Annotated in this window: 29 protein-coding genes; 8 read left to right on the top strand and 21 right to left on the bottom strand. The window is 58.1% G+C overall.

The features are described from left to right. The first annotated feature begins 113 nt into the window (after window positions 1–113). The 5 genes from H2LOC_RS13770 (at window position 114) to H2LOC_RS13750 (ending at window position 6647) form a co-directional block, all read left to right on the top strand. Window positions 114–1346 (top strand): glycosyltransferase family 2 protein, encoded by a 1233-nt coding sequence (locus H2LOC_RS13770; RefSeq protein ID WP_202620466.1) that lies wholly within the window; start codon window positions 114–116, stop codon window positions 1344–1346. After that, entirely contained in the window at window positions 1334–2929 is a 1596-nt protein-coding gene (locus H2LOC_RS13765; protein WP_136496898.1) for a GMC oxidoreductase, read from the top strand. The genes H2LOC_RS13770 and H2LOC_RS13765 overlap by 13 nt, the downstream gene beginning before the upstream one ends. After that, on the top strand, window positions 2926–3858 hold the full coding sequence (locus H2LOC_RS13760) for an NAD-dependent epimerase/dehydratase family protein (protein ID WP_136496897.1): 933 nt from the start codon (window positions 2926–2928) through the stop codon (window positions 3856–3858). The genes H2LOC_RS13765 and H2LOC_RS13760 overlap by 4 nt, the downstream gene beginning before the upstream one ends. Window positions 3859–3912: 54 nt before the next feature. Continuing rightward, window positions 3913–5532 carry a glycosyltransferase family protein gene (locus H2LOC_RS13755; RefSeq protein ID WP_154331671.1) on the top strand — a complete coding sequence of 540 codons (1620 nt, stop codon included), beginning with the start codon at window positions 3913–3915 and terminating at the stop codon, window positions 5530–5532. A gap of 434 nt (window positions 5533–5966) precedes the next feature. Continuing rightward, a complete protein-coding gene (locus H2LOC_RS13750) occupies window positions 5967–6647 on the top strand; it encodes a terminase TerL endonuclease subunit (RefSeq protein WP_246206837.1) in 681 nt (226 codons plus the stop codon). Window positions 6648–6668: 21 nt separating this feature from the next. Here the strand turns inward: H2LOC_RS13750 and H2LOC_RS13745 are convergent, their stop codons facing one another. From H2LOC_RS13745 to H2LOC_RS13725, 5 genes are all read right to left on the bottom strand, one after another. Beyond that, entirely contained in the window at window positions 6669–7319 is a 651-nt protein-coding gene (locus tag H2LOC_RS13745; protein WP_136496895.1) for a hypothetical protein, read from the bottom strand. 208 nt (window positions 7320–7527) lie between these two features. Further along, entirely contained in the window at window positions 7528–8610 is a 1083-nt protein-coding gene (locus H2LOC_RS13740; protein WP_136496894.1) for a tyrosine-type recombinase/integrase, read from the bottom strand. A 216-nt stretch (window positions 8611–8826) separates the two neighbouring features. Then, entirely contained in the window at window positions 8827–9072 is a 246-nt protein-coding gene (locus H2LOC_RS13735) for a hypothetical protein (RefSeq protein ID WP_136496893.1), read from the bottom strand. 57 nt (window positions 9073–9129) lie between these two features. Beyond that, window positions 9130–9348 carry a hypothetical protein gene (locus H2LOC_RS13730; RefSeq protein ID WP_136496892.1) on the bottom strand — a complete coding sequence of 73 codons (219 nt, stop codon included), beginning with the start codon at window positions 9346–9348 and terminating at the stop codon, window positions 9130–9132. A gap of 11 nt (window positions 9349–9359) precedes the next feature. Continuing rightward, window positions 9360–9533, bottom strand: a complete 174-nt coding sequence (locus tag H2LOC_RS13725; RefSeq protein WP_136496891.1) for an Arc family DNA-binding protein — start codon at window positions 9531–9533, stop codon at window positions 9360–9362. Between the two features lie 100 nt (window positions 9534–9633). On the opposite strand from H2LOC_RS13725, the gene H2LOC_RS13720 reads away from it, so the two are divergent. After that, entirely contained in the window at window positions 9634–9945 is a 312-nt protein-coding gene (locus H2LOC_RS13720; RefSeq protein ID WP_162009769.1) for an Arc family DNA-binding protein, read from the top strand. Window positions 9946–9971: 26 nt separating this feature from the next. Then, on the top strand, window positions 9972–10670 hold the full coding sequence (locus H2LOC_RS13715; protein WP_136496889.1) for a DUF4145 domain-containing protein: 699 nt from the start codon (window positions 9972–9974) through the stop codon (window positions 10668–10670). A 26-nt stretch (window positions 10671–10696) separates the two neighbouring features. Here H2LOC_RS13715 and H2LOC_RS13710 read toward each other — a convergent pair whose 3' ends face one another. The 16 genes from H2LOC_RS13710 to H2LOC_RS13635 all read right to left on the bottom strand — a co-directional run bounded on the left by H2LOC_RS13710 (window position 10697) and on the right by H2LOC_RS13635 (window position 23519). After that, window positions 10697–14218 (bottom strand): tape measure protein, encoded by a 3522-nt coding sequence (locus H2LOC_RS13710; protein WP_136496888.1) that lies wholly within the window; start codon window positions 14216–14218, stop codon window positions 10697–10699. A gap of 31 nt (window positions 14219–14249) precedes the next feature. After that, window positions 14250–15887 carry a terminase large subunit gene (locus H2LOC_RS13705; RefSeq protein ID WP_136496887.1) on the bottom strand — a complete coding sequence of 546 codons (1638 nt, stop codon included), beginning with the start codon at window positions 15885–15887 and terminating at the stop codon, window positions 14250–14252. Beyond that, window positions 15884–16213 carry a phage head closure protein gene (locus H2LOC_RS13700; RefSeq protein ID WP_136496886.1) on the bottom strand — a complete coding sequence of 110 codons (330 nt, stop codon included), beginning with the start codon at window positions 16211–16213 and terminating at the stop codon, window positions 15884–15886. The genes H2LOC_RS13705 and H2LOC_RS13700 overlap by 4 nt, the downstream gene beginning before the upstream one ends. Beyond that, window positions 16210–16626 (bottom strand): DUF3168 domain-containing protein, encoded by a 417-nt coding sequence (locus tag H2LOC_RS13695; RefSeq protein ID WP_136496885.1) that lies wholly within the window; start codon window positions 16624–16626, stop codon window positions 16210–16212. Before H2LOC_RS13695 ends, H2LOC_RS13700 begins: the two co-directional genes overlap by 4 nt. Next, entirely contained in the window at window positions 16623–17036 is a 414-nt protein-coding gene (locus H2LOC_RS13690; RefSeq protein WP_136496884.1) for an HK97-gp10 family putative phage morphogenesis protein, read from the bottom strand. Before H2LOC_RS13690 ends, H2LOC_RS13695 begins: the two co-directional genes overlap by 4 nt. A gap of 9 nt (window positions 17037–17045) precedes the next feature. Further along, on the bottom strand, window positions 17046–17342 hold the full coding sequence (locus tag H2LOC_RS13685; RefSeq protein WP_136496883.1) for a head-tail connector protein: 297 nt from the start codon (window positions 17340–17342) through the stop codon (window positions 17046–17048). After that, a complete protein-coding gene (locus H2LOC_RS13680) occupies window positions 17339–17875 on the bottom strand; it encodes a hypothetical protein (RefSeq protein WP_154331670.1) in 537 nt (178 codons plus the stop codon). Before H2LOC_RS13680 ends, H2LOC_RS13685 begins: the two co-directional genes overlap by 4 nt. After that, window positions 17872–18027: an HNH endonuclease signature motif containing protein gene (locus tag H2LOC_RS22015; protein WP_343040029.1), complete on the bottom strand. Its 156-nt coding sequence runs from the start codon at window positions 18025–18027 to the stop codon at window positions 17872–17874. Before H2LOC_RS22015 ends, H2LOC_RS13680 begins: the two co-directional genes overlap by 4 nt. Next, window positions 18024–18428: a helix-turn-helix domain-containing protein gene (locus H2LOC_RS22010; protein WP_136496880.1), complete on the bottom strand. Its 405-nt coding sequence runs from the start codon at window positions 18426–18428 to the stop codon at window positions 18024–18026. The genes H2LOC_RS22015 and H2LOC_RS22010 overlap by 4 nt, the downstream gene beginning before the upstream one ends. After that, window positions 18425–18991: a hypothetical protein gene (locus H2LOC_RS13665; protein ID WP_136496879.1), complete on the bottom strand. Its 567-nt coding sequence runs from the start codon at window positions 18989–18991 to the stop codon at window positions 18425–18427. Before H2LOC_RS13665 ends, H2LOC_RS22010 begins: the two co-directional genes overlap by 4 nt. 22 nt (window positions 18992–19013) lie before the next feature. After that, window positions 19014–19751, bottom strand: coding sequence for an Ig domain-containing protein (locus H2LOC_RS13660; RefSeq protein WP_136496878.1), 738 nt, complete (start codon window positions 19749–19751; stop codon window positions 19014–19016). Between the two features lie 29 nt (window positions 19752–19780). After that, on the bottom strand, window positions 19781–20161 hold the full coding sequence (locus H2LOC_RS13655) for a hypothetical protein (protein ID WP_136496877.1): 381 nt from the start codon (window positions 20159–20161) through the stop codon (window positions 19781–19783). A 61-nt stretch (window positions 20162–20222) separates the two neighbouring features. After that, window positions 20223–21383, bottom strand: a complete 1161-nt coding sequence (locus H2LOC_RS13650; RefSeq protein WP_154331669.1) for a phage major capsid protein — start codon at window positions 21381–21383, stop codon at window positions 20223–20225. Then, a complete protein-coding gene (locus H2LOC_RS13645; protein WP_136496875.1) occupies window positions 21380–21886 on the bottom strand; it encodes an HK97 family phage prohead protease in 507 nt (168 codons plus the stop codon). Before H2LOC_RS13645 ends, H2LOC_RS13650 begins: the two co-directional genes overlap by 4 nt. A 3-nt stretch (window positions 21887–21889) precedes the next feature. Further along, window positions 21890–22228, bottom strand: a complete 339-nt coding sequence (locus H2LOC_RS13640) for a gene transfer agent family protein (RefSeq protein ID WP_136496874.1) — start codon at window positions 22226–22228, stop codon at window positions 21890–21892. Next, window positions 22215–23519: a phage portal protein gene (locus H2LOC_RS13635; RefSeq protein WP_136496873.1), complete on the bottom strand. Its 1305-nt coding sequence runs from the start codon at window positions 23517–23519 to the stop codon at window positions 22215–22217. The genes H2LOC_RS13640 and H2LOC_RS13635 overlap by 14 nt, the downstream gene beginning before the upstream one ends. Between H2LOC_RS13635 and H2LOC_RS13630 the strand changes: the two genes are divergently transcribed. Next, window positions 23518–23694, top strand: a complete 177-nt coding sequence (locus tag H2LOC_RS13630) for a hypothetical protein (protein ID WP_154331668.1) — start codon at window positions 23518–23520, stop codon at window positions 23692–23694. The genes H2LOC_RS13635 and H2LOC_RS13630 overlap by 2 nt on opposite strands. The last annotated feature ends 12 nt before the right edge of the window (window positions 23695–23706 follow it).

Raw genomic sequence — 23706 nt, 5'->3', positions numbered from 1 at the left:
GAACTCTCAGTCTTATCTCGCGACATCCCGTCGCGACAAGCCCGCAATGCGAGCGCCGAGCCTTCATCGATGTTTCATCGCGGATGCAAGACCCTACTACATGGGGAGCGCTCATGTGCGTCGAACTGAGCATCGTCATGCCGTGCCTCAATGAAGCGGAAACGCTCGAGCGCTGCATCGCCAAGGCGAAGGACTTCCTGCAGCGTTCGGGCGCCAGCGGAGAAATCATAATCGGAGACAATGGTTCGACCGACGGATCCGTCGAGATCGCGCGTCGATGCGGAGCGCAAGTGGTCAATGTTTCGATAAAGGGTTACGGTGCGGCGCTCGGCGGCGCCATCGCCGCTTCCCGCGGCAGATACTGCGTCATGGGCGATAGCGACGACAGTTACGACTTCGGCGATCTGGCTCTCTTCGTGGCGAAGCTGCGCGAGGGAGCCGACCTCGTCATGGGCAACCGGTTTCTCGGTGAAATGGCTCCGGGAGCGATGCCATGGAAGAACAGATATATCGGCAATCCGGCGCTCTCTGGATTGGGCCGGTTTCTGTTTGCAGCGCCGATAAGGGATTTCCATTGCGGATTGCGCGCATTCTCGAGAGAGGCGTTTTTCCGCATGGACCTTAGAACCACGGGCATGGAGTTCGCCTCGGAGATGGTGGTCAAGGCGACCCTGTTGAATATGAATATCGTCGAGGTCCCGACCACCTTGAGCCGCGACGGGCGCTCGCGAGCTCCGCATCTGCGCCCGTTTCGCGACGGCTGGCGGCATCTGCGATTCCTGCTGCTGTTCAGTCCGGACTGGCTGTTTCTTTATCCTGGCCTGTTCCTGATGGTCGCCGGCGCTCTTCTGGGAGGGTGGCTGCTCACGAGTCCTATTCACATCTTCGGCGCGCGTCTTTCCTTGGATACTTTGATCTATTGCGCCGCCATGATCGAGATCGGGTTCCAGTCGATTCTATTCGCCCTGCTCTCGCGCGCTTACGCCATTCAGGAAGGTTTGTTTCCCAAGCCGCTCCGCCCCAGTCGCTTCGAGCGGATATTCAGCCTGGAGCGAGGCATTCTGGCGGGCGCCCTGTTGCTCGGAATAGGGGCCTGGTTGTTCCTGACGGCTTTCGGCATATGGCGGGAGGCGCAATTCGGCGCGCTCGACGTCGAGCGCGTGACGCGCGTCGTGATCAGCTCTTCGCTTTCGCTGTCGCTGGGTTTCGAGGTTATTCTGTCGAGCTTCCTGTTGAGCATGCTGAAGATGAACGTCAGGCTGTTGCCGAAAGCGACGCAAGCGGGCCGGGACGGAGCCCAATCCATCGCTCTGTCCGGCGAGCCGGAGGCCTCATGCACTATGTGATCGGGTCCGGCCCCGCGGGAGTGGCCTGCGCACGCGCGCTCGCCGCCTCGGGTCGTCCCGTGACAATTTTGGACGCGGGCCATCTTCTGGAGGCGGAACGGGAAGGCGCGAGATCGCGGCTGGCCCATCGGGATCATTACGACGCGATCGCGAGGGAGAGAAATTTTGGCCCTGGAGCCGTATTGCAGAAGCAGGGAGCAGTCCCCAGAAAGCTCGCATTTGGTTCAGATTATCCCTATCGGAAAGCGCCAGGCGCGGCCAATGTCGCGCAATCCACCGATCTTTGCGTCGAAGGCTCCTACGCCCGTGGCGGGCTGTCGAATGTCTGGGGCGGGGCGATCCTGCCCTATCGGCAATCGGACATCGCCGATTGGCCAATCTCGGCGGAGGATCTGCACCCCTTCTATAACCTTGTCGCGAAGTTCCTCCCCGTGGCCGCAGAGCCGGACGATCTCGAGCATCTCTTTCCCTTGGCCACGGAGCTCTCGCCGCCCCTGCGTTGCGGCGCGCAATCCGAACGATTCCGGCGTGCGCTCGCCGACAATAAAGCGCGCCTCAACGCCGCCGGCGTCTATTTCGGGGCCTCTCGCCTCGCCGTCGATGCGCATGGCGTCCGCGGGCAAGCGCCATGCATTTATTGCGGGCAATGTCTACATGGTTGTCCGCGCGAATTGATCTATACCAGCCGGCATGGCCTTTCCGACCTTTGCGCGCGCGGCGGCGTCGCCTATCGAAGCGGAGTCGTCGTCAAGTCGATAGAAGAGCGGGCCGATAGCTCAATCATCCGCGCAGTCGCCTTCGATGGAACCCCTTGCAGCTTCGAGGCCAAGCGCGCGTTCCTCGCCGCGGGTCCGCTGCATTCGACTGAGATTCTGCTGCGCTCCCTCGGATTATATGATCACGCCGTTCATCTTCGGGACTCTCAATATTTCCTGTTCCCGCTCCTTCAGTTCACGGGCGCAAAAGACGTGAGTTCAGAACGACAGCATACGCTTGCGCAGACATTCATGGAAATTCTCGACGCGGGCCTCGGCGACAAGACCGTTCATCTGCAAATATACGCTTACAATGACCACATCTCGCGCCTGCTCGACGAAAAACTGGGGCGGTTACGGCGCTATTTCCCCGGCGGCGCCTTGCTTGGCCGTCTGCTGCTCGTCCAGGGCTATCTGCATTCCTCGCTCTCCGCGACAATCGCGACCTCTCTTCATGCATGCGGCAAGTCGGACGAGTTGCGCCTGAACCGTGTCGAGAACCCGCAGACAAAGCCGAAGATCATGCGATTGCTCTCCAAACTGGCGGGACTGAGCTGGCCGATGCGCGCATTTCCCGTCGCTCCGCTGCTGCGGATTGCGGAGGCGGGCCGGGGATTTCATTTCGGCGGCAGCTTTCCCATGGCGCGCGATCCAGGCCCCGGCCAGACCGATCTGCTGGGGAGGCCATTTGGTTTCCGGCGGCTTCATGTCGTCGACGCTACCGTTTTTCCGAGCATTGCGGCGACGACGATCACCTACACCGCGATGGCCAACGCCTATCGAATCGGCGCGCGCGCCGCGTTCCTCGATGAAGGAAGCCTGCAATGAGCGGCGCAAAGGTGGTCGCAGTCACGGGCGCCAATGGCTATGTCGGCTCGATCATCGCCGCCGCCCTGAAAGACGAGGCCGAAGTCCTGAGCCTCTCTCGCGCGCCGCGAGGCGACAATCAAATCGCATTCGAGTTCGGCGGCGATATGGATCTGCTGGCGAGGCGCCTGCGCGAACATGGCGTCACCCATCTCATTCACGCCGCCTGGGACATGCGGACGAGTACGGCGAAAGAAGCCGAGCGCATCTGCGTCGCGGGCTCCCGGGCTGTTCTGGCCGCCGCGCGCCGCGCAGGAGTCGAGAAGCTAATCTTCATCTCCAGCGTCAGCGCCTTTCGATCCGCGCGTTCGACCTATGGCCGCTCCAAGCTCGAGGTGGAGCAGGCCTTTCGCGATGCAGGCGGTCTGGTTCTCCGCCTGGGTCTGATCCACGGCGCGCACGCCGGCGGCGCTTTCGGCGCCATGAAGAGGATCGCTACGACCTCGCCCATCATTCCGTTGATCGGCGACGGGAAAGCTCCGCAATTCCTCCTCGCTGAAGACGATCTGAAGGACATCATTGTACGCGCGGTTCGCGGCGAGTTCGACGACGAGGCTTCAGTCATGACGCTCGCGCATCCGGAGCCCCTCGCCTTCCGAGACATTCTCTTTCGACTTGCCGAAGAGGCCGGTTGTCGCCCCATTTTCCTGCCGATCCCGTGGCGCATCCTCTATTGCGTTCTTCTGAGCCAGGAGAAGCTGGGGTTCAAGCCGAGGGCGAGGAGCGACAGCATTCTGAGCTTCGTTTATCAGGATCCGGCGCCTGACTTTGTTCCGATGCGACGTCACGGGATCAGCCCCAAGCCCTTTTCCTGTAGCGCGTCGGGCGCGTGCGCAGAATCGGCAGGATCAGAACGTGCGGCGAACAGAAAAGCCTGGCCGCCAGGCTGAACGCCATTTCCGTTGGAGGCCGAAGCGGCGACGTCGACATTGGGGAGAATTCTTATGACATCCGGCTTCTGGGGAGCCTTTGTAAAGAAGACCCGGCGAGGGGAGGAAGGCGCCGTCGAAGGCTTCGCTGCGTTGGACCGCAACAGGGTCGAGTTTGTCGTTGTCGCGGCGGCGTTCTTGTGGATTTCGTGGGTCTATGTCTCAGCGACCTATGCGATAGCCGCGACCAAGGGCCTGTGGATGGATGAAGCTCTGGCCGTCTCGACGGCGAAACTTCACAGTTTCAGCGAGATATCTTCGGCCATTTGGAACGGCGCCGAATTCTCGCCGCCGACCTATCACTTTTTTTTGCATCTCTTCATGGATCTTTTCGGCGAAACCGGCGCGCTTCTGGCGCCGCGTCTGCCGTCGATAGTTGCGGTCTATATCGCCGCCTTGTGCGTCTATGCGCTGGTCCGGCCCTCTACGGATCGCCTCGTCGCTTTGGCGGCTTTCGCATTCACGCTCGATTCCGGGCTGTTTCCCTATGCCGTGCAGGCGAGGCCCTATGCGCTCATTGCGGCCTGCCTCGCCGGCTCCCTAGCGCTGTGGAGCCGGATGGAGCATCGTCGGACAACAATGCGGGCCGTTGTGCTCTGGCTGTTGCTTTCCGTCAGCGTCAGCTTGCATTTTTATGGTTTCGTCGCGCCGATGATCATCGGCGTCATGGAAATGCTGTGGCTGGTGACGCGGCGGGAGTGGCGCTGGCGGGTTTGGGCTCCGCTTCTGCTGGCGCTGCCGGTCCTCGCCGCCTGGCTGCCGCTCGGATTGCATTTGAAAGCCTATGTGCTTCTGGACGCGATGGGAAGCGGCTACTACGGAAGGCCGACGCTCGATCTTCTCCTGGATGCCGTCTTCCAGTCGCTTGTTTCCGAACAAAGCGGCGCATTGCTGGCTTTGGCCGTTCTCGCCTTGTGCGGCTGCGCCTGTCTGGCGCGTCGGTTCTCAAGGCGGGATATCGCAACCGCCGAGGACGCGGATCGCGCCGATGGGTCGAACATATCCCCGATCGAAATCATGTGCGTGGCGCTGTTTGCGACGCCGTTCCTGATATTTTTGTTTTCGCTTTGCTTCAGCTCGACTTTCGCGGTCCGATATGTATCCGCGGCATCGCTGTTTCCCGCTCTGTTTTTCGGCTGCGCGGTGCGGCGCGCGCCTTATCGAAGGGCGATCGGCCTCGCGCTTCTCCCGCTCGCCGCCCTCGGCATCGACATGCGGGGGGCGGATTTTTCGCCGGGTTCAATGGCGTCGGCGCAGCCGCTTTTGGCCAAGATGAAAGAGGCGCCTCTGCCCATCGTGGTCGACGCGGGGATGCAGTATATCGAGCTCATGGCGGGTTCCGATCCAGACCTGCGCTCGCAACTGAACTTCCTCCTCGCTCCGCACAGCGAGACCCGCAGCGACCCGACTTTCGAGAACCAGGTGAAACGCCTTGCGGCGATTCATTCCGATTTTCGGGTGCATGAAGAACAGGCGTTTCTGGCGGCGGTCCCCTGCTTTTACGTGCTATTCAGGCCGGAGGACACGACCGGCGCGACCCTCGCCTCCTTGATGCGGCAGGGACTGCTCGACGCGCCGTTGAAAGCCGAAGGCGGAATCTGGCTGTTTCGGGGCGGGCGCGGCTGTCGCGGGTGAGGCCTTGATGCTCGTGGCGTGTGCGTGGCGGCCGGCATAGGCGTCGGGCGCTCTTCCCCTCTTTTCAAAGGAACCTATTTCATTGTCGAGATGGGCGTATACCGGGGGAACATCCGCCATGGCCAATAGAGAGCAACATTCCCGCCGCGAAGAAAGAAAACCGAAGAAAGACAGAGCTAAGCTCGCGCCTGTTTCAACAGGAACCGTCGAGGGGCTCATGGACAAAGCGCGGCCGGCGTTCGGTCGCAAGAAACAGCCTTAAGCGCGGCGCTCGGCTGGCCGCTCTTGGCTGCTGGCGCGTTCAGCCGAGAGTTGAACGCGCCTTAAGGGCGGCCGCCGGGAAGGTATCGGATTGCGGCGAGGGTGACGCCGGTAGCGGCGATCAGCTCCACCTGAATGTCTGGCTCGACCATTCCGTCGACCCCTTCGTCGATATGTCGATTTGCGACGAGGGCGCGGAGCCGCTCGACCTTGACGCGCTGGCAGGCGCCCCCTGCTATCTCGGCGTCGACCTTTCCAGCAATTCGGACCTGACCGTGGTTGTCGCCCTGTGGCGCGTCGGCGATGGTTACGCCGTCTTGCCGCATTTCTTCTGCCCGGCCGACAATCTTCGGGGCCGACAGGACCGGGACGGCGTGCCGTATATCCGCTGGACAGATGAAGGACACATAGAGCCCACGCCCGGCAACGTGGTCGATTTCCGAGCCGTCGAGGATTGCATCCGCGACTTGTGCTCCCGCTTCGACGTGCGGAGCATCGGGCTCGACCCACACCTTGCCCGCTCGACCATCAATAACCTGATGGAGGAAGGCCTGCCCGCCGTCGGGGTGCGCCGGGGCGGGGTGACGATGGCGCCGGCGATCAAGGAACTGGAGCGCGCCATCGTCGGGCGGCAGTTCCAGCACGGCGGCCACCCTGTGCTTCGCTGGTGCTTCGACAACATCCAGGTCGAGACCGACCGGGCCGGAAACCGGCTGTTCTCAAAGGGCAAGGCGCGGGAGCGAAACGACGGCGCCGTGGCCTGTGCGATCGCGGTTAGCGTGGCGTCGAACGACGACGCCGGGCCTAGCGTCTATGAGAGCGGCGAGCGGCCGGACGGGTTTCTGTGGCTATAGGCTCACGTGAAGTTGGTCTCGTCACTCAGTGGCGAGAGGGATATCATCGAAGTTCATGACCTCGATCTGCATTTTCAGCATATCTTCCGTTGAGATCTTCTCAAACATTGCATGCGGACGACCTGGAAAAACCTCCCAAGTTGAGGCATCAGTTTCGTCGTGCGGGGAAAGGAAATAGACGCGTTCGAACTTCGGTTGACTCAGCGAAAGTTGCCGGCGAACAACCTCGATTACGGGCAGTGAGACAAAAAAAGCGCTGTGTGTTTTATACGTAAGCAACAATCGGTCTCGACCACCTTGGTGGTTCGACTTCTTGTTTATAAGCTCAAGATAAAAATCGCAGAACTGACTCATGGTAAGGTAAGGCGGCGCTCGATCATAGGATGTCTTAAATTTATCAAGAGGGGCAAACTCTGCCAGCTCCAGCAGCTTTTTCCCCAGACCAGTATCGACTGTGAAATCCAAGTCATTCTCTGGATTTGGTTTCAAGTTCGAAAAATACCTCAGGTCATTATTTGGCAAGACGCGGCTGTTGACGAAAAGCTCAGCAATCATCAACTCCAACTTCGCCTTGTCCGTTGGGAATTTAACAAGATGGCGGCGAGGGCCATTGCCTCCCAGGCTGATGGGGCCTGTTTGACCGGACGGCTTTTTAGGAGAACGCTCCGCCATTAAAAATTCCTTGGACCTTTGGATAAAGGAGCTACCAGCGCTTCTTCATAGCGCCTTCAAGGTGACGGTGACTATTTGGTGACTCATATCCGAGTCCCTTGGTCACGCTAGCTGTAACTCTTTGATTTAATGGTGCTGCAAGAGAGGATTGAACTCTCGACCTCTCCCTTACCAAGGGCTGCGGACAAGCTATTATCATGTTGAAATATCACGATATCGCAGTTTTTTCTTGAGATTTTTCCCCTTGGTTTCCCCAAGGTAGGTTTTGGATGCCCTTGGCGTGTTCTTCTACGTTTGCGTGAGCATAGCGAAAGACCATCGCCACGGTTTTCCAGCCGCCCAGTTTTTGGAGGGCGGTTAAGTCGCGGTTCGCCTGATAGTGCCACGTCGCCCATGTGTGCCGGCATACGTGCGGCGTGACGTCGGTTTTGAAGACGGGTTGCTTGCCCTTGCCGGGAACGATCCAGCCCAGCCCAGCCCGTTTGCAGGCGGTCTTAAAGGCGCTTCCGATGTGGGTTCCCGCCGACGTATCGGCGTCTTTGCCCGGGTCGGGCCGTTCGTATGGGTTGCCCTTATGCGTCAAGAAAACCGCTCCATCGCGGTGGGGCAGATTTGCAATTGATTGCACGACGCGGGGGTGAAGCGGGACGCTGCGGGCCTCGCCGTTCTTCGTCTTCACGAAGGTCACTTGCGCCTTGTCGAGATTGACGTTTGACCAATCGAGCCAAATCGCCTCGCCAGCGCGAGCGCCTGTATAAAGCAGGAAGACGACAAGGGGCTTTAGATGCGGGGCGCAAGCTTCAACGAGCTTTTCCGCCTCTTCCGGCTTTAGCCATCGGAGCTTGCCCTTGGGCTGCTTGGGCCGGGCGAGTATGGGGACGTCGCACCATTTCTTGCGAGCGGCGTGGCGCAAGATCGCAGAGACAGGCGTATAGACTTGCCTATTGCGGGTCGCGGGGCCGGCATTGGGATAGAGCTTCTTGGCGGCAAGGTCTATGGCGTGTTGATCAATGTCCTTAAGCAGCGTCGTGTTGAAGTGATCCAGCAACGGGGTAAGGAACCGCTTATTTCCCGCGCCATGTTCTAGGTAGTCGGCTAAGGCATGGGCGAAGGTCATTATGACGGTCTTGCCGTAAACCGCCTCGTTTATGATTTCGTTTTCCCTTTTGGCCCTGATTTCTTCGGCGAGCTTTTTGTCAGCAGTTCCTGTGCTTTCTTCAATGCTTTGTCCGCGGACGGTGCCGCGCATGATCCAGTAGGGGCTTTTTGGCCGTTTGCAGATTTTGAGCATGGCAGCGACTCGAACAATTTGTTCACGTCTTCGACGGTGAAAAGGATCACCCGGCCGGCTTGGTGGCCGATGCCGTGTTGCTTCGCGAGCCGCAGAAAGACGCTTTGGGAGATTGGGGAGGGAACAGTGCCGTCAGCCACAAGCTGGCGAGCGGTCCGGTATTTGGGAACCGGGACGGCGGAATGAACCGCCGTCGCCTTGGCCTTCTTTGCGAAGTCAAGCGCCATCGACGCGGCCCATGCGCAAGATCACGATGACCATGCAAACCAGCCACAAAGCGAAGAGGGTTGCTCCCGGCGCGGCTCCAAACCCCAACAAGAGGGAACCGAAGACGAAAACGCTCCAGAACAGCTTGCGGGCGAAGCATTTGAGGCCCCGCCATGCTTGCCGCCCTACTCTTTCGGCAAGAGTAGGTTTTTGGGGGAGATAGAATTCGGGGGAGAGGTAACGGCTGTTATTCATGACACACGCTCCAACGCTTAGAGAAAAACCCCGGCATGAGGCCGGGGGTGCTTATGATCAGCGCCGGATTTCGTTCCATTCGCTGGGGTCGCGGTTGCGTAGATCGCGATAATCCCCCATCGTGACGCCGCGACGCTCGCACTCGTCACGCGCCTCGTCGTATGCTTCTTGGAGGGTCGGCCTGTTAAACAGGAAATCCTCCGTGTCGGCGTCGTAGACGTCGTAAGTCTTCTCTTCTGCCGAGTAGTCGAAAATCAGGTTCAGTTCCTTTGTCATGATCTTATCCTTCACTGCTTGCTTGTGTTTGACGCCTGCTTCCGCTTCGTCTCGTCATTCTTGGCGTCTTTCAGGATGGCGAGAATTTCCCCGTTGATCGTCCGGCTGTTGGCTTCCGCGCGAGTGGAGAGCCACGATTTCACGTCGGCGGGGACGCGTATGTTGATTTGGGTCTTGGCTGTCATGTCGGGCTCGCGGTTGAGTGAGCTTCAAACTGATATCATTTGGGCGCTATTGCAACAGAAAAATCCCAAATGATATCGTTTGGGCACAAGAGAGGTTAACGTGGCCAAAGAGACGAGAACGCTTCCCGAGAAATTTGCGCTGAGGCTTCCAGAAGGGTGGCTTGCAAAGCTGGGGGCCTCGGCTGAAGCCAATCGGCGATCAACGAATGCCGAGATTGTCGCCCGCCTTGAGCAGAGCTTTCAGAACGAAAATCAGCCCGCCCAAGACGAAGATCGTGAAGAACGCTTGGCTATGGCTGAGGTTCACGCCGAAGTAGCAATCGAAATTGCTGATCAACTTTCGTCGGATATTGATGATCTAAAGAAACGGGTTGCTGCGCTGGAAGCGCGGCCGCTTGGAATGAGGTCTTAAGCAACATACGCGAGGACATAAGATATATGAAAGCAGATCATATTTCCCCCTCCATAACCGAAAATTCCTTCAATTGTCCAAGATGCGGGGCATTTTCTCATCAGAGGTGGCATAATATATTTGCAGGACACGTAGATAGACCTAACTTAATGAAAAATATTACTACTAGCTATGCTAGAGGTCCCTATGGGGGAGAGATGCTGTATGTATTCAACTCATTTCTCTCAGTATGTGACCGGTGCAACGAATTTTCATATTGGATAGAAGACCGACTTGTATATCCATTAACCGGCAATACTCCTCCGGCAAATTCAGACCTACCTGATGATATACTTAGAGACTATAACGAAGCGAGTTCAATCCTCGATTTGTCGCCCCGTGGCGCAGCAGCGCTCGTCCGCCTGTGTATTCAGAAGCTTTGCGCACATCTAGGGAAGCCTGGCAAAAACATAAATGACGACATAGCCGCGCTGGTCCAAGACGGACTTGATCCTCGGGTTCAAAAGGCCCTCGATATTGTCAGAGTCATTGGCAATAATGCCGTTCACCCTGGAGCCATTGACCTAGCGGATGATCGCGCAACCGCTGAAAGTCTTTTCAAGCTACTCAACCTCATAGCGGAAAAGATGATTTCAGAACCCAAGCATGTGGATGAGCTATACAACACGCTTCCCGCCGGAGTGCGAGACGCGATTGAGAAGCGCGACGGTAAAGCCAATCCCTAGCAATTACTGGCGTCCGTCAAGCCTAATCATCGCCAGCGCGCGGCGGCTTGAGAGAGGGCCGCGCCGGCAACAGCTGCGATTTGGCCTTGCGAGCGGCGGAAGCTGTCGGCGTCCTTCGCTTGAAGATGAAGCGTCTGAGAGACGGTCCGTTGATTGTTGTGGGTGACGCTGCTTTGCTGATTATTGTTCACGGCGTAAGAGGCAAGGCCCCCGTCGACAAAGCCCCCAGCAGCGAAGCGGGGAACCCGCCCTTCATTGATGGCATGCAATATACGGCCATGTTTGGACGTGGCCGCTGCGTTCACGACAAATTCCCCATGACTGAGCATGGCGGGAATAGAGTCGGAAGTGGATGTTCCGGGGCCATGCACCATGCCGCCTTCGGCAAGCCCCAACGCTCCCCCAAGCGCGCCGCCAAGGCCCCCCAAGCCTTCGCCGCCTCCCCCCAGCAATTTGCCGAGAAGCTTTTCAATCGATCCTGCGAAGGTGTTGGTTGCGGGAGCGCCTTCCTGCAATGAGCCCGCAAGCTTGCTAATCCCCGTATCCATGGACTGGAGGGGAGTCGTCACGTCCTTTGTAGCCTGGGCCGCTTTCTGGGCTTGTTCGGCAAGCTTGCGCTGGGCTTCTTCAGCCTGCTTCGCCGCCTGTTCGACTTCCTTTGAAATCGAGCCCGTTGCGGTCTGGTCTATATGTTTGTCGGAATTGGCGAGCTTTACCCCGAATTCGCCGGGTCGATATTTTTGAAGCTCTTCAGTCGTGCCGTGAACATGCTCGCCGAACTTGGGGCCTTTAAGCGTGTCTATCCACGCCCAATTGTTCGGGGTAGAGGCCGCGCGGTTCGCATAATTCAGATGGTCTCCGACTACAGACTTTGCGCCAGCGGCGCGCTCCGCAAGCCATCGATCGACAAGCGAAGAGGATTGACGGCCTCTCGCCGTATCAAGCGCGCTGTTGGGAATATCGTCGACGCCGCGCGCAACCTTCCCATTGAACGCAATGCCGCCGTTGATCGCGGAGAACTGCTTTCGGGCGTTCACGACGTCCGTAACGCTGTCACCCCAATGACCGGACGCCCTGCGGTTCAAGATCGTGTCGATGATCCCCTTGCCTTGCATATCGCCTTGGCCGGGAACCCATTCAGTCAGAACCGTCTTTTTGAGGTCGAGAATTTCCTTGGGCGTGAGACTTATGCTGTTAGCCGCGCCGGGAATGGCCTTCGCTGCGCTCCCGATATTCATATCAGGCAAGGAAAGCTTCGTTGCCTCTTTGGCTCCTGTCGCCGAAGCAGCGGGAGCTTCCGTAGTCGCTGGCGTCTTGGGTTTCGTCTTGAGCGCCTGCAACGGGTCGGGAGGCATGATTTGTTTAAGAGCGGTTCCCGACGTAGCGGGATTGAGCCCCGGAACAATCGACTTGAAAAGAGACTTGTCGATTGCATTGAGGTTGAGAAGGCCGCCTTGCTCTTTCAGCCCCATGACGCCGGCAAGCGGTCCCTTTCCTAGAAGGGCGGCTTCCATGACCATTTTAAGCAGAGCTACGGCAAGCTCCCGCAACACGTCGCGAAGCTTCGCCGAACGCGTTACGATCTTGTCGAGCGCTCCCCCGAGTTCCGAACTAAGGGCGTCGGAAAGCTCTTTGGTCGATTGCTTGAGGTCTTGGAAGCTCTTCACATTCTCTTGCGCCGTGACGCCGGCTTCCGCCATCTTGTGAAGCTCTTCCTTTTGCTTTTCGGTTAGCTCAATGCCCTTGCTCGCCGCCTCGTTCCAAAGCTCTTGCTCCTTGACCAAAACCGCGCCCTCATGCTCTTGCATCTGGGCGGCTTTGAGCTGGATTTCCTGATTTTGGATGAACTCTTTCTGCTTCGTCAGCAGTTCGTTATAGGCCTTGATTTTTTTGGGGTCTTCGCTGTCCTTTAGCGTCTGTCCAAGCGAGCCTTCGTCCTTTTTGGGCTTTTTGGCCGCTTCCTCGCGCTGCCGTGCGATTTCCTTCGCCTTGTCTTCAAGGGCTTTCAATTCCTTTTCGGGCAAGCCCAGCATGCCGCCGATGTAGTCCTTTGCAGCGGACTTAAAGCCTTGCTCGAATGCGTCGCCAGCGGCTTTGCCAGCCCCGACAAAACCGTTCTGGACGCGGCCTAGATCAATCGTGCTGGCGTGGCCGAGATCAACGCCCGTGAACCGCTTCATCAAATCGGAAATCGAATTCAGGCTTTCGACAACCTTGTTCGCCATCCATTCGACGTTCTCAATGATCTTATTGACCATGGAAAGCGTTATGTCCCCGATGGCGGGGCCAAGATTTTGCCAACTCGCTTTGATCCCTTCCGCCGTTCCCACAAACACGGTGATGACCGCATTGCCGAGAGTCTTCACGACGGTAAGGAAGGTCTCCAGGGGAACCCCCACGCCTGAGAAAATGTCGCTTAGAAGCTTTGAGGCTTGCGCAAACTTCTCTTCGAGGAAAGCAGCCGCTTCCCCGCCGGCTTCCTTCACAAGCTCGAATGCCGCCCGCACAAGATCGGCGAGCGTCGTCATTTCCCCCGCGATGGGGTGTATTTTGTCTGAGAAACCGGCAATGGCGATAACAGCGGCGGCAATGCCGCCAAACGCCACGGACTGAGGCGAGAAGGCGAGAGCAAGCGCAGCGGCCAATGCGAGCGCAGAGGGAGCGACGATATCAATATTGTGGCCCAAGCCCTGTATGGCTTCCGAAATGGTTTTCGTTACGCCTATGCCCTCGTCAGTCTGCCCTATCCAACGGGACATAGCGGTTTCAAGGCCGGCAAGAGATTGCTCGATTGTCGGCTTGAGCTTCCCGAATTGCTGTTCAATCTGTTCCTTGGCGTGGAGGATGGCCTTTATCATCTGGGCCGAAGTGACTTCCCCGCCCTCTTTCATATACTCATGAAGCTTGGAAGCGCTTATCCCGAGTTCCTTGGCGATTGCATCCATAAGGATGGGGGCTTCGAACGCCAGCTTGTTGAACTCTTGCATGTTGGCGCGGCCCGCGCCCAGCGCATGAGAGAACTCCAAGATCGCGGCGTTCGTGGTTTCCACCGGCTGCCCGCCGAGGGCGAATGCCTTCATGAGCGTTTCGGTAACTTGGACGGCTTGAGCCTCGTTCGCCCCGACTTCCTTCGCCCCGCGTCCTACGGCTGTGTAGACCTTGCCGACTTGTTCAAGGCTCGCATGCGAACGAATGGCTATGTCGGAAAGCTGTTGAAGCTTGTCGTGCAAATCCTCGGTAGCGACGCCCGTAGCTGCGATACGGCCTGAAAATGCAGTCCACTCGTCAGCCATCTTTTGCAATTCGCGTATGCCGAGGCCTTCGGCGAAGATGACGCCGATTTCCTTGCCCATTTCGCTGAATTTGTCGTGCATGCCCTTCGTAGCTTGCGCTACATGGGCTTCCATCTTGGCAGCCCCGGCTTTGCCGCGCGCTTCAATGGCGGACCAACTGCTATCGGCGACACGGGAGGCCCGCGCAAACGCCTTTTCAAAGTTGATGATCCTGGCCTCAAGGGAGGTAAGAAGAACCTGTTCGTCGCTCGCCATGATGTTCCCCTCGTGCAATTAATTGCACGCGCTACCAAACCATGATGCCGTCTGGACGGGCTTCCGTCGCATAGATCGAGCGATGATCTTCGCCCAATGAAGCGCGGCTTACGGCCATTGCAGAGGCAACAGCGCCGTCTATCTTTTCGGAAGCCTTCGCCTTGCTGAAAGTGATGTTTCCAGCTTGATCTTTCTGCGTCACGATATTCAGGAAGTTCCAGCGCAATATCGGGTGTCCGCCATGCGTGAACTTCCCGCCCAAAATGGCCTTTTCAAGCTCTTTGATCGCGGGAGCCATTGAAACCCAGCCCTGTCGGAACTCTACCGCGGGATAGCCGTCCTCTAAGAGGTTGCTCATGGTAATGCGGGCAAGATGCGGGTCAAACGCAATCTCTCGCACGTCGAAACGGTCGCAGAGTTCCCGAATGCGCCGCTCTACCGTGCGAATATCAACCACATTGCCGGGCGTCGCTTCAATTAAGCCTTCTTCGGCCCATTGGACATAGGGAACCCCGGTTTCTTCCTGTCGCTTGTAGAGATTATCGCCGGGACAAAAGAACCACGGATGCACAATGTAGCCGTCTTCGCCATCCTTCCACGCCGCGACGATGACGGTAAGGTCACTGGTCGAAGACAAGTCCACGCCCAACCAGCAAGGCGCTTTTTCCAGAGCGTCTAGGTCAATGAGCTTGTTGCCTTTGTCGTAAACCTCATGATCCACGAACGGGCTTGCGCTGTTATCCAGCCACATATTGAGGTGATACATCTTGAAGGCGTCGCGGTCCGCCGGGCGCTTTCTTGCCGTCGCGGCGCGCTGGCGCATTCTCACAATGTCGGGATAGCCGTGTTTGAACCCCGGATTGACGCGCTTCCAAACGTCTTCATCCTCCCAATTCGCCTCGGGAGAGGTTTCAAATAGTATGACGAGATGGTTCGGCTCGTCGATTTCACCGCGCGCAATTCTGCGGGCATGATTGACGACTTGATAGCCGATATTCTCTTCACCGCGTCCCGAGGTCGTGAGGGTCACGCGCAAAGAGCCTGGAGTTTTGGAAAGGCCCGTATCAATGACGTCCCAAATGTCGCGCTTCGGCCAAGCGTGAATTTCATCGCAGAGGGCGAAGACAGGCGTGCGACCGTGAGCGCTCGCAGCGTCGCTAGAAATGGCCTCTATGTAGCTTTCTCCCGGAAACAGAACCCGGTTGAGATAGTCTTGCAAGCGCACCATGCTGGGAGCGTCAAACTTGCGGTTCCCTTGTCCTTTCTGCCAAAGAATGCCGCCCGCCCGGATAATGCCTTCGACCTCCCGCAACGCGATTTTGGCCTGTATTTGATCCTTCGCAGCAAAGAGAACTTCGCTATTCGGAACGGTTTCGGGGCCAAGCGTATGCAGGATCGAAAGCACGGCCCCAAGACTGGTCTTTCTGTTCCCGCGGGGAATAAGGATCGTCACGTCATTGACGATCCGATTGCGAAATTCGTCGCAGGGACCGTAGATGCGTCTGACAATGCGCTCTTGCCAAGGGTCCAATTGGAAAGCGTGCTTTTCAAGCCGGCTCTTGGGATGTTTCAGCGAGCGAATGAACTCAACCGCCCTCTCGCCATAACCGAAGGGGTCGGGAATAGGGGAGTCGTCGAAAACCCAATGAGGATAGGTGTCTTTGCTCATTTGTGAACCACGCAACGAAGCTCTAGGCCCTTGCGCCTCCCGATTTCGGCAAGCTCCTTTATGTCGTAATGGAGCCCGTCATAGGTTACGCGGTTGTCGAGAGTGACGACGTTCGTCCAGCGAATGCGGAAGACGACGTTTTCAACATATTCAGCGCCGAAGTCGCGAAGGAACTCCTTCGTCGAATTTTGGACGAGCTGCGCCCGGCAAGGGGGAAGAACCGGCGCCCATGTTTCTATCTCCGCGCCAGCGTCGTCTTGCGTGCGCGTGCAAGCCTCAATGACGATGTTTCTATCCATGCTCCCAGAGCGAATGAACGCTGTCATGTCAGCCTCTGAATGTGCGCGTAGATCGTGAGTATCCCGTGAGCGTGAAAGCCGTCAGGGTCCCGCATGTAATGCGAGCGATGCACGTAGAGGTCCGCGACGTGGTAATCAGGAAGGCTTTTGATATTGGCGTCGGCAAGCGCGTCTTTGACGGCTTGTGCAATTAATTTCACTTGGGAAACCGCCGTCTCCAGCGTCCAAATGTGCAAGTCCAGATAGACGGACCATCTATTGCGGGCCAAGCCTTCCGGCTCAAGCGTCTGATCCTCCCCCAACAGAATGATCGGGAACTCGTCGGGCTTGCGGTTCCTGTCGACAATCGCGTTCGCCGGCACAAAGGCAGTGACCGCAGAGGACGCTATTAGCGCCCCTCGTATTGCTTTCTGGAGGGCAAGGGAGGGTTCATCGATCATTTGCCGACCCAGCCCTCTCTTACCGCCTTGTTGATCGCCCTTTTGATCCGGTTTTGATTGCGTTTCTTCGTCAGCCGGTAAGCCGGCCAAAAGAACGGCTTGGCGTGAGAATGCGAAGTCCCGTATTCGACCAGATGCACATATCTGGCTTTCGTGTCTCCCGCCGTGATGATGACTTCGTTCTCTTTGGCGACTCTCGAGCCGCCCGGCTGAGAGTAAGGGGGCGTCGATTGGCCGGGGTAGGTGACGGCAATAGAGTTTTTCAACGCCCCGGTATCGACTGGCGCGAGAGTGCGAGCCGCGCGGGCCATGTCGTCCCCGCTCTTTATCAATGCGGGTTGCACGGCCTCCCGAACATCCTTCGGAATGGCTGCAAGACGTTTCTTCAGACTCGCAAGATCGTTCGCCATGGTCACCCTTTAGAAGTTCCATTGCCGATAAGGGGCCAAGAGCCCCGAAAGGCCGGGGCAGTTGTCCGCAATGCTTGTCCCGACGAAGACGCTTTCCCGATTGTTGTAGAGATGCGCGGCGAGCTGCTTCACGGCTTCCATGATTGGAGCGTCCGGGGGCTGTGTCGGGTAAGAGGAAAGGCTTTGCCCGATGAACGATCCTACCCACGCTTCCGCCGCGTCAATCTTGCCCTGTATCATCGCGTCTTCGTCAGTCGTGATGATGTTGGCGTGAGCCTTGAAGTCGTCCAATGTGAGAATGCTCATGGCCGAAGCTCGCCTTTGCGTTTGCAAATCACCTTTTTGACTCCCCCGGCCGGTCCCCTTGCGGGTTCTAAAAGATGGTTAACACCCCCGGGGGTGGTTGCGGGCTTGGTAAGGTTAACGGGATTGGACGGCTGAGGATGGTTAACCGGTAAGGTTAATGGAGTGGGTTCGGGTAAAGCCTCGGTGGCTCCACGGTGGCGGCCAGATGAAGGCTGAACGGGAAGGGTCAAGGTTTGCTCTACCGTCAAGCCTCGATACAGGCGCTCTTTGAGCGTGCATACGCGTATCCCGAGTTCCTTCCCCCATTGCGAAAGAGGCATGCTCTTGCCGTTATGGGTGTAGAGGCGTCCCCGATGTTTTCGCTTGATTGGTTCGAAGGTAAGCTCTTCACCGGGATTGATCCCGCAGCCCCGAATGTGGCGATAGATCGTGTCGGCTGACACTCCATTCTTTGCCGCGATCTCTTTGGGCGTCAGTTGCTCGCCGTTGAAGCCGTATCGCTTCGGTTTTGCCCCGCTGCGGATGATGATCATTGACGCTCCCTTCGCCGCTCTTCGCGCTGCTTTCGTGAGTTGTGGCAGGGTTCGCAAAGCGGTTGCCAGTTCTTACGATCCCAGAAAAGTTTAATGTCGCCCTTGTGCGGGGTGATGTGATCCACAACGGTCGCCGGGTTAGGGCATTTCACGCATGTCTTATGGACAGCAAGGAAATCTTTGCGGGCTTGATCCCATTTGCTGTCGTAGCCACGTTGGCGAGCGGAAGGGCGCGTCTTGTCGTATCGGGCGCTGCTTTCTTTGTGTCGCCTGATTTGACAAGCGCAGCGTTCGCCGTGCGCAACGACTTTGCCACATGAACAGATGCGAGGGGCGGAGATTGGCATTTGAGTTTGCCCTGCTTATCGAAGACGGCGAGCGTGTAGCGTAACGCCGACATGATGCGTTCAAGCTGTTCCATTCCGAGCCTACCGCCGCTGTTCAGAAAATGGTGAAGAGTAGACCTGCTGACGCGCGTGCAGCGAGCCAATTCACGAACAGAAATTTGCTTTTCCGTCAGCAATTCGCGAACGATCTGCGCCCACTTGCTCATATCGCCACGCCCTCGCGAGTGACTTTCTTGGCCCCGAACGATTGCATGACGGACGAAACCTTTTGATCTAGGCTCATGCCGTTTTGTTTGGTTTCATTGGGGTCGCCGAAGATCGCTTTGAGCATGTCCGTTCGGCCCTTGTATGCCTCAAGGACTTCCGCGGGCGTCGCGTCAAGCGCCACATTCGGGGGCCATCCAATCCAGCCCGTCGCTATGCGGTAGAGGCCGGCAAGATGCTCTTCGAAGCTGACGGTGGAAGCATTGTTCGAAGACTGCTCGTCCGCGTCGACGTCTATTCCCGTGCATAGGAACAGATAGGCCAGCAAAGGCTCTTTGAGATTTTCGAGCCCCGCATCCATGATCTTTTGTTCAAGGAACGGGACGCAATAATTCGTGATGATGATGTCTCGGGCGGCGGTTAAAGAACCGTCCAAGACGTCTTGAGTGACGCTCGCGAATGAACCTTCCCGACGCGCAAGCCGGAGGGCGTTGCGGAGAGTGGGACGCAGAGCAATGAACTCTTGGCCCAGCTTGATCGTGATTTCATCATTCGCGAGTTGCATTGTTTTGACCCTTAGCCGAGGCTTAGGACACGGCGAGCGTGTAAGCCGTCGTCTGCGTGCCGCCAGCGCCGCCAGAGAAGTTGGCGACAATCGAGAAAGTGAAGTTGCCCGCCGCGCTAGGCGTGCCGCTGATAACGCCGGTCGCGGGATTGAGGGTAAGCCCGCCGGGGAGAGAGGAACCCGCCGCAAGAGCGTAAGTGACCGCGCCGTCGCCGCCGGTGGCCGTGATGGTTTCCGAATAAGGCGTCGCATGCGTCGCAGCGGGAAGAGCGCCAGCGGCGGGCGTGACGGTAATGGAGTAGTCGGCGAGGACTTCGAAAATCTCACCGTCCACGCCAATCTTGAATTCGGTCATGGTCACGTCGTCGGCTTTGCCGAATTTGGTCTGAGCCCCGAGAATGACGCCCCGGAAGAAGAAGGTGGTGGGAGTGCCGTTGGCGTTGGGCGCGTCGTTCAGCGTCGACTTGAAGCTGAATTTGCTCCCGATGTTCGCCCGCAAGAATGCCTGGCCGGGGTCCAGCGCGTCGAATGAAGCGGCGAGAGTGATAACTCCCCCGTCCACAGTGCCGGCAAGACGACGAACGTAAGCGTCGTCAATGTGACGAACGGCGATTTCCTTGGCTTCCGGTCCCCAATTGCCGAGGTCTTCGATTTCCTTGATTTCCGTATAGGTGTCGGCCTGAAAATCGGAAAGCAAGGAAATGGTGTTGCTCGGCGAGCCGACGTAGAATTTTGCTTTTGCGGTTGCAGTGATGGTCATTTCAGAAACCTTTCGGAATGGGAGGGCGCTTAGGCCACGGGAGCCGAGTGCGGGAAGCCCTTGAGGGCGGTTACGCCGATGACGAGAGACGTCCCGCTGACGAGCGTGAGAACGGCCTGCACATAGCGATTGAAGCCGCGATAGCCGACTTTGTAGGAAGCGTCCGCCGCGAGATACTGAGGCGCGTTGCTGTCGACCAGCGTCGGGTCGACGGCGTTGAACGTCGTGCCGTCCGCGCTGTCCTGAAGGCTGACGGAGAATTCAGCCGCCCCGACAAGCGCCCCGGTTTCGATGATGAAGGCGAGGCCTTCGAAGCCTTCGAGGTCGATTGCCGCGGTGTCGACGGTGGCGCTTTGCACGGCGGGAGCGAGCGCCTGGACTACGCCTACGTTGGAATAAAGGTCACGCATTGGTCGTGTTCCTTATGAGAGAGGGAGAGACGGCGGGAGTTCCGCCGTCATGTTGGGTTGATTAGGCGGCACAAACCACTTTCTTGATGGCCGGCGGATAGATCACGGCCCCGCCGACGCGTCGATTGGCGTAAATGCGCGTCATCTTGCGGGAGGCCTGTCCGTAGGGGTCGACAAGAATGTTCATGCTGGCGCGGTCGACGATGCGATAAGCCCGCGCGATGTCGCCGAACACGATGGGGAAGGTCCCCGCGCCGGGGTCGTCCATGTCGAAAATCTCGTAAACCGGACGGCCAAGGATCGTTTCGGGCTGCCCTTCCGCAAGCGACGGCTGCCAGATGTATCGGCCCGTGCTGTCCTTGATGGTGCGGATTGCGGCGAGCGTGGTTGAGTTCATCAACCAAGAGCCTTTCATGCGATAAGGCGCGGCGAGGCCGTAGAAGAATGTCGTGATGAAATCCGAAAGCGCGTTGGCCCCGGTCGGGAGGCCGGACGCATTGCCAGTCTTCACGGCGGCAACATTCGGATTGGAGAGAATGCCTTCCGGCTGGAGCGGCCCCGCGCCCTTGACGAAGGCGAGGCCTTCTTTCTGGGCGAAGTCTTCCGAAAGGGCGATATTGACTTCACGGTCTACCACGCCCGCGCTGTCCTCCAGCAACTGTTTGGAGATATCCACGAACGTGTCGATAGAGCGCGTCGGAATGGTGGCTTCGCCGAAGCTGGGCTGACTTCCATTGACGGTCTGCGTCTCGCCCTCCCATGTCGCGTTCGTGATCCCCGTGCGGGTCGGATAGGTCACGGACTGCGAACCCGTAGAGCGCACGGAAGCGATGGCGCGAATGGGGCTCACAAGCACGAGGTTGCGGATGAATTCCGAAGAGAACTCATGCGGGGCCAGATAGCCCGCGCCGGGGTCGCTGGAGGAAATGAGCGCACGGATTTCGTCTTGCGGGGCCTGATTGCCGTAGCGCAGATAACTCGCGAAGGCCCGCCGTTCCGGGGAAGGCTCGTTCGGGTTGATGGGCTGCGCCGGCAAACGATTGAGGCGCGTTTCAATGCGCGAGAGACGGTCGCCGAGCGAACGGGTTTCTGTCGCAAGACGCTCGTCAAGACGAGCATTATACTCTTCGGTCGCGGCGCGGAGCTCGTTCACGGCCCGCGTGGCGTCGTCAAGGTTTTCGGGAGCCGGGTCGGGTTCGCTACGGATTTCAAGATCGGTCATTTGGACAGTCCTTCGAGGGAGGCGATTGCGCCTGCTATGGCGCGGTTGAAAGCCTCCCGATTGGAGGCGTTCCTGACGTTTGTGACGCCAGAACCCGGAACAGCCGGGAATGCGGTGAAGCTGACTTCGTGAAGGTCGGCTTTGGTTATGTGACGCACGCCGTTGCGGCGCTCGTCTTTGAGGGTGCGGAAGCCAATTGAGAGGCCCGACACGTCGCCGGCCAAGAGCATGGCGCGGACTTCGCGAGCGCGCGCCACGTCCAAATTGAGCTTGCCGACGATCTTCAAGCCTTCCCTGTCGGCTGATATGGAACGAACAGAACCCACGACTTGCGCGGGGTCATGGTTCCACAAGAGGGGAATGCGCTTGTTCGCCACGTCGAATGCACGGCGATCAAAGGTCGTGTTGTATTTGTCCACGACGTCGAAGCTGACGGCTCGTCCCTCAATAATCCCGTCTTCGCTGATCGGGGAAAAACGGACTTCTTTTGCAGTTAATTGCACTGGTCAGCCCTCTTCTTCAGTGTTCGTGGCCTTGCCAAGCGCAAGGGTTTCGAGGATGGCGACGGCGAGCGGGTAGGTTTCCATAATCGGACGACGTTCTCCGTATGCGGCAACGAGGGAGGCGGCGGCTTTGGGGGTCTCTCCCCCGCCAATGAGGCCAAGGCGAATGATGTTGAGGACTTCGCGGAAGCCGAAGTCACCGGCAAAGAACCGCTTGCAAAGCTTGCCGACGCCGCATCCTGTGAGGCGTTCAAGCTCGTCTATGAGTTCGGGCGCAAGCGAGAAGTCATAGTCCTTGTCGCCAAAGAATGCGCGATGAACGGGGCTCTTAATCGCCGTCATTGTCGGGGTCCGTCTTCTTGCCTTCGTCGCCATCGGGCTCTTTGCTGGCGTCAATGTCAGAGCCGCCGTCTACGGTCGTATTAGCGTTGATGAATTCGTCGCCGCCTTCGTAAGGCGCGAGGTTTTCGCGTTCGCGCGCTTCGTTTGGCGATAGGATGCGGGCGTTAACGAGAGTGGCGTATGCTGCGGCGCGTGTCGGAAGATCGGTCCTAAGCAACTCGTCCGTGTTGAACTTGAAAAAGAGCCGCTGGCGTTCGTCTTCGGAAAGAAGCTTGAGGTTGAGTTGGCTTTCCCATTCCATCAGCCAACGCGAGAGGGAAAGCTGTAGGAACGACGCCCGCATATCTGCGGAATTGGCCCAAGTGGCGCGGCCAAGCTCATAGATCATGCTGGGAGGGACGCCGAAGACGCGCGCAATCTCATTGATGCTGAATTGAAACAATTCGAGATATTGGGCGTCGACGGACGTGAAGGATATGGGCGTCCAAACCGCGCCCTCTTCGAGGATGGCGGTTCCCCCCGAGTTCGGTCCCGAGTGAGCGGCTTGCCAAGACGCTTTCATACGCGCGTTAGCTGCGTCGCCGAGGGCCTTGGCAAAAGAGAGCATGCCGGCGGGACGCGCGCCGCGACCAAACAAACGCGCGCCATAACTCATCATCGCGATGTTTAGGGCGATTGCTTCCTTGGCCTGAATGACGGGGGAAACGCCCAAGATGCCGTCAATGGAGGCGTTCTGAATGTGAACGACTTCATCGAAATTGAGTTGCTTGGCCTCGCCGTCCGGGCCTGCAATCGAGAACAGATAAAACGGCTCTGAGGTATCGAGCCGATATTTGACCGTCGTGTAAGGCGGTCGCATGTGAATGAGTTCCGCCAACTCGCCGTTGCTGCGATGCGGCCAGAGAAATCCGTTGCCGTAAAGCAGCGCGTCCCGCGTGACTTGTTCAATCATGCGAGAAGCAGGCGTCCACGGATTTGCGTTCTGGCTGACGAGTCGCAATGCGGGATGGCCCGCCACGGGCTTGCGCGCCCCGCTGGGGAGTCTTTCGAAGAGTTGGAGTGGCAAGGTAGCTACGGCGGAAGAAATCGTCTCTACGGCCTTCCGAACCGCCGGGGAACGCATGGCGGTTTCGGGGCTGATATTGACGCCCGCTTCCGTGTCGGGATTGGAGCCCGCAAGGATTTCATAAAGCCACGAACTGGGCGCGGCCAGATCGCTCGCGATGGGAGCCGAGCGGGCTTCTGCGGGAGCGATGACGGATGCGAGACGGGAACGCCATGAATTCAGCATGGCTTCGCATAATGTTCATGAACTCACGCTTGTCAGCAAGTTTCTCGCGGGACGGCGCATGGGTGAAGCCGGCGGCTTCCCGGTGATGGCGATGGCGAGTGCAATAATTTCACTTTCTAAAAATTGGCAGTTCGATAGCTCGTTCCCGCTTCTCTCTTCCGGGAAGGAATTTTAAAAGATCGTCTTG

It is taken from the genome of Methylocystis heyeri (assembly GCF_004802635.2).
Lineage (GTDB): Bacteria > Pseudomonadota > Alphaproteobacteria > Rhizobiales > Beijerinckiaceae > Methylocystis > Methylocystis heyeri.
The sequence above is the reverse complement of the archived record's forward strand: the minus strand, read 5'-3'. Positions and strand labels throughout refer to the sequence as shown.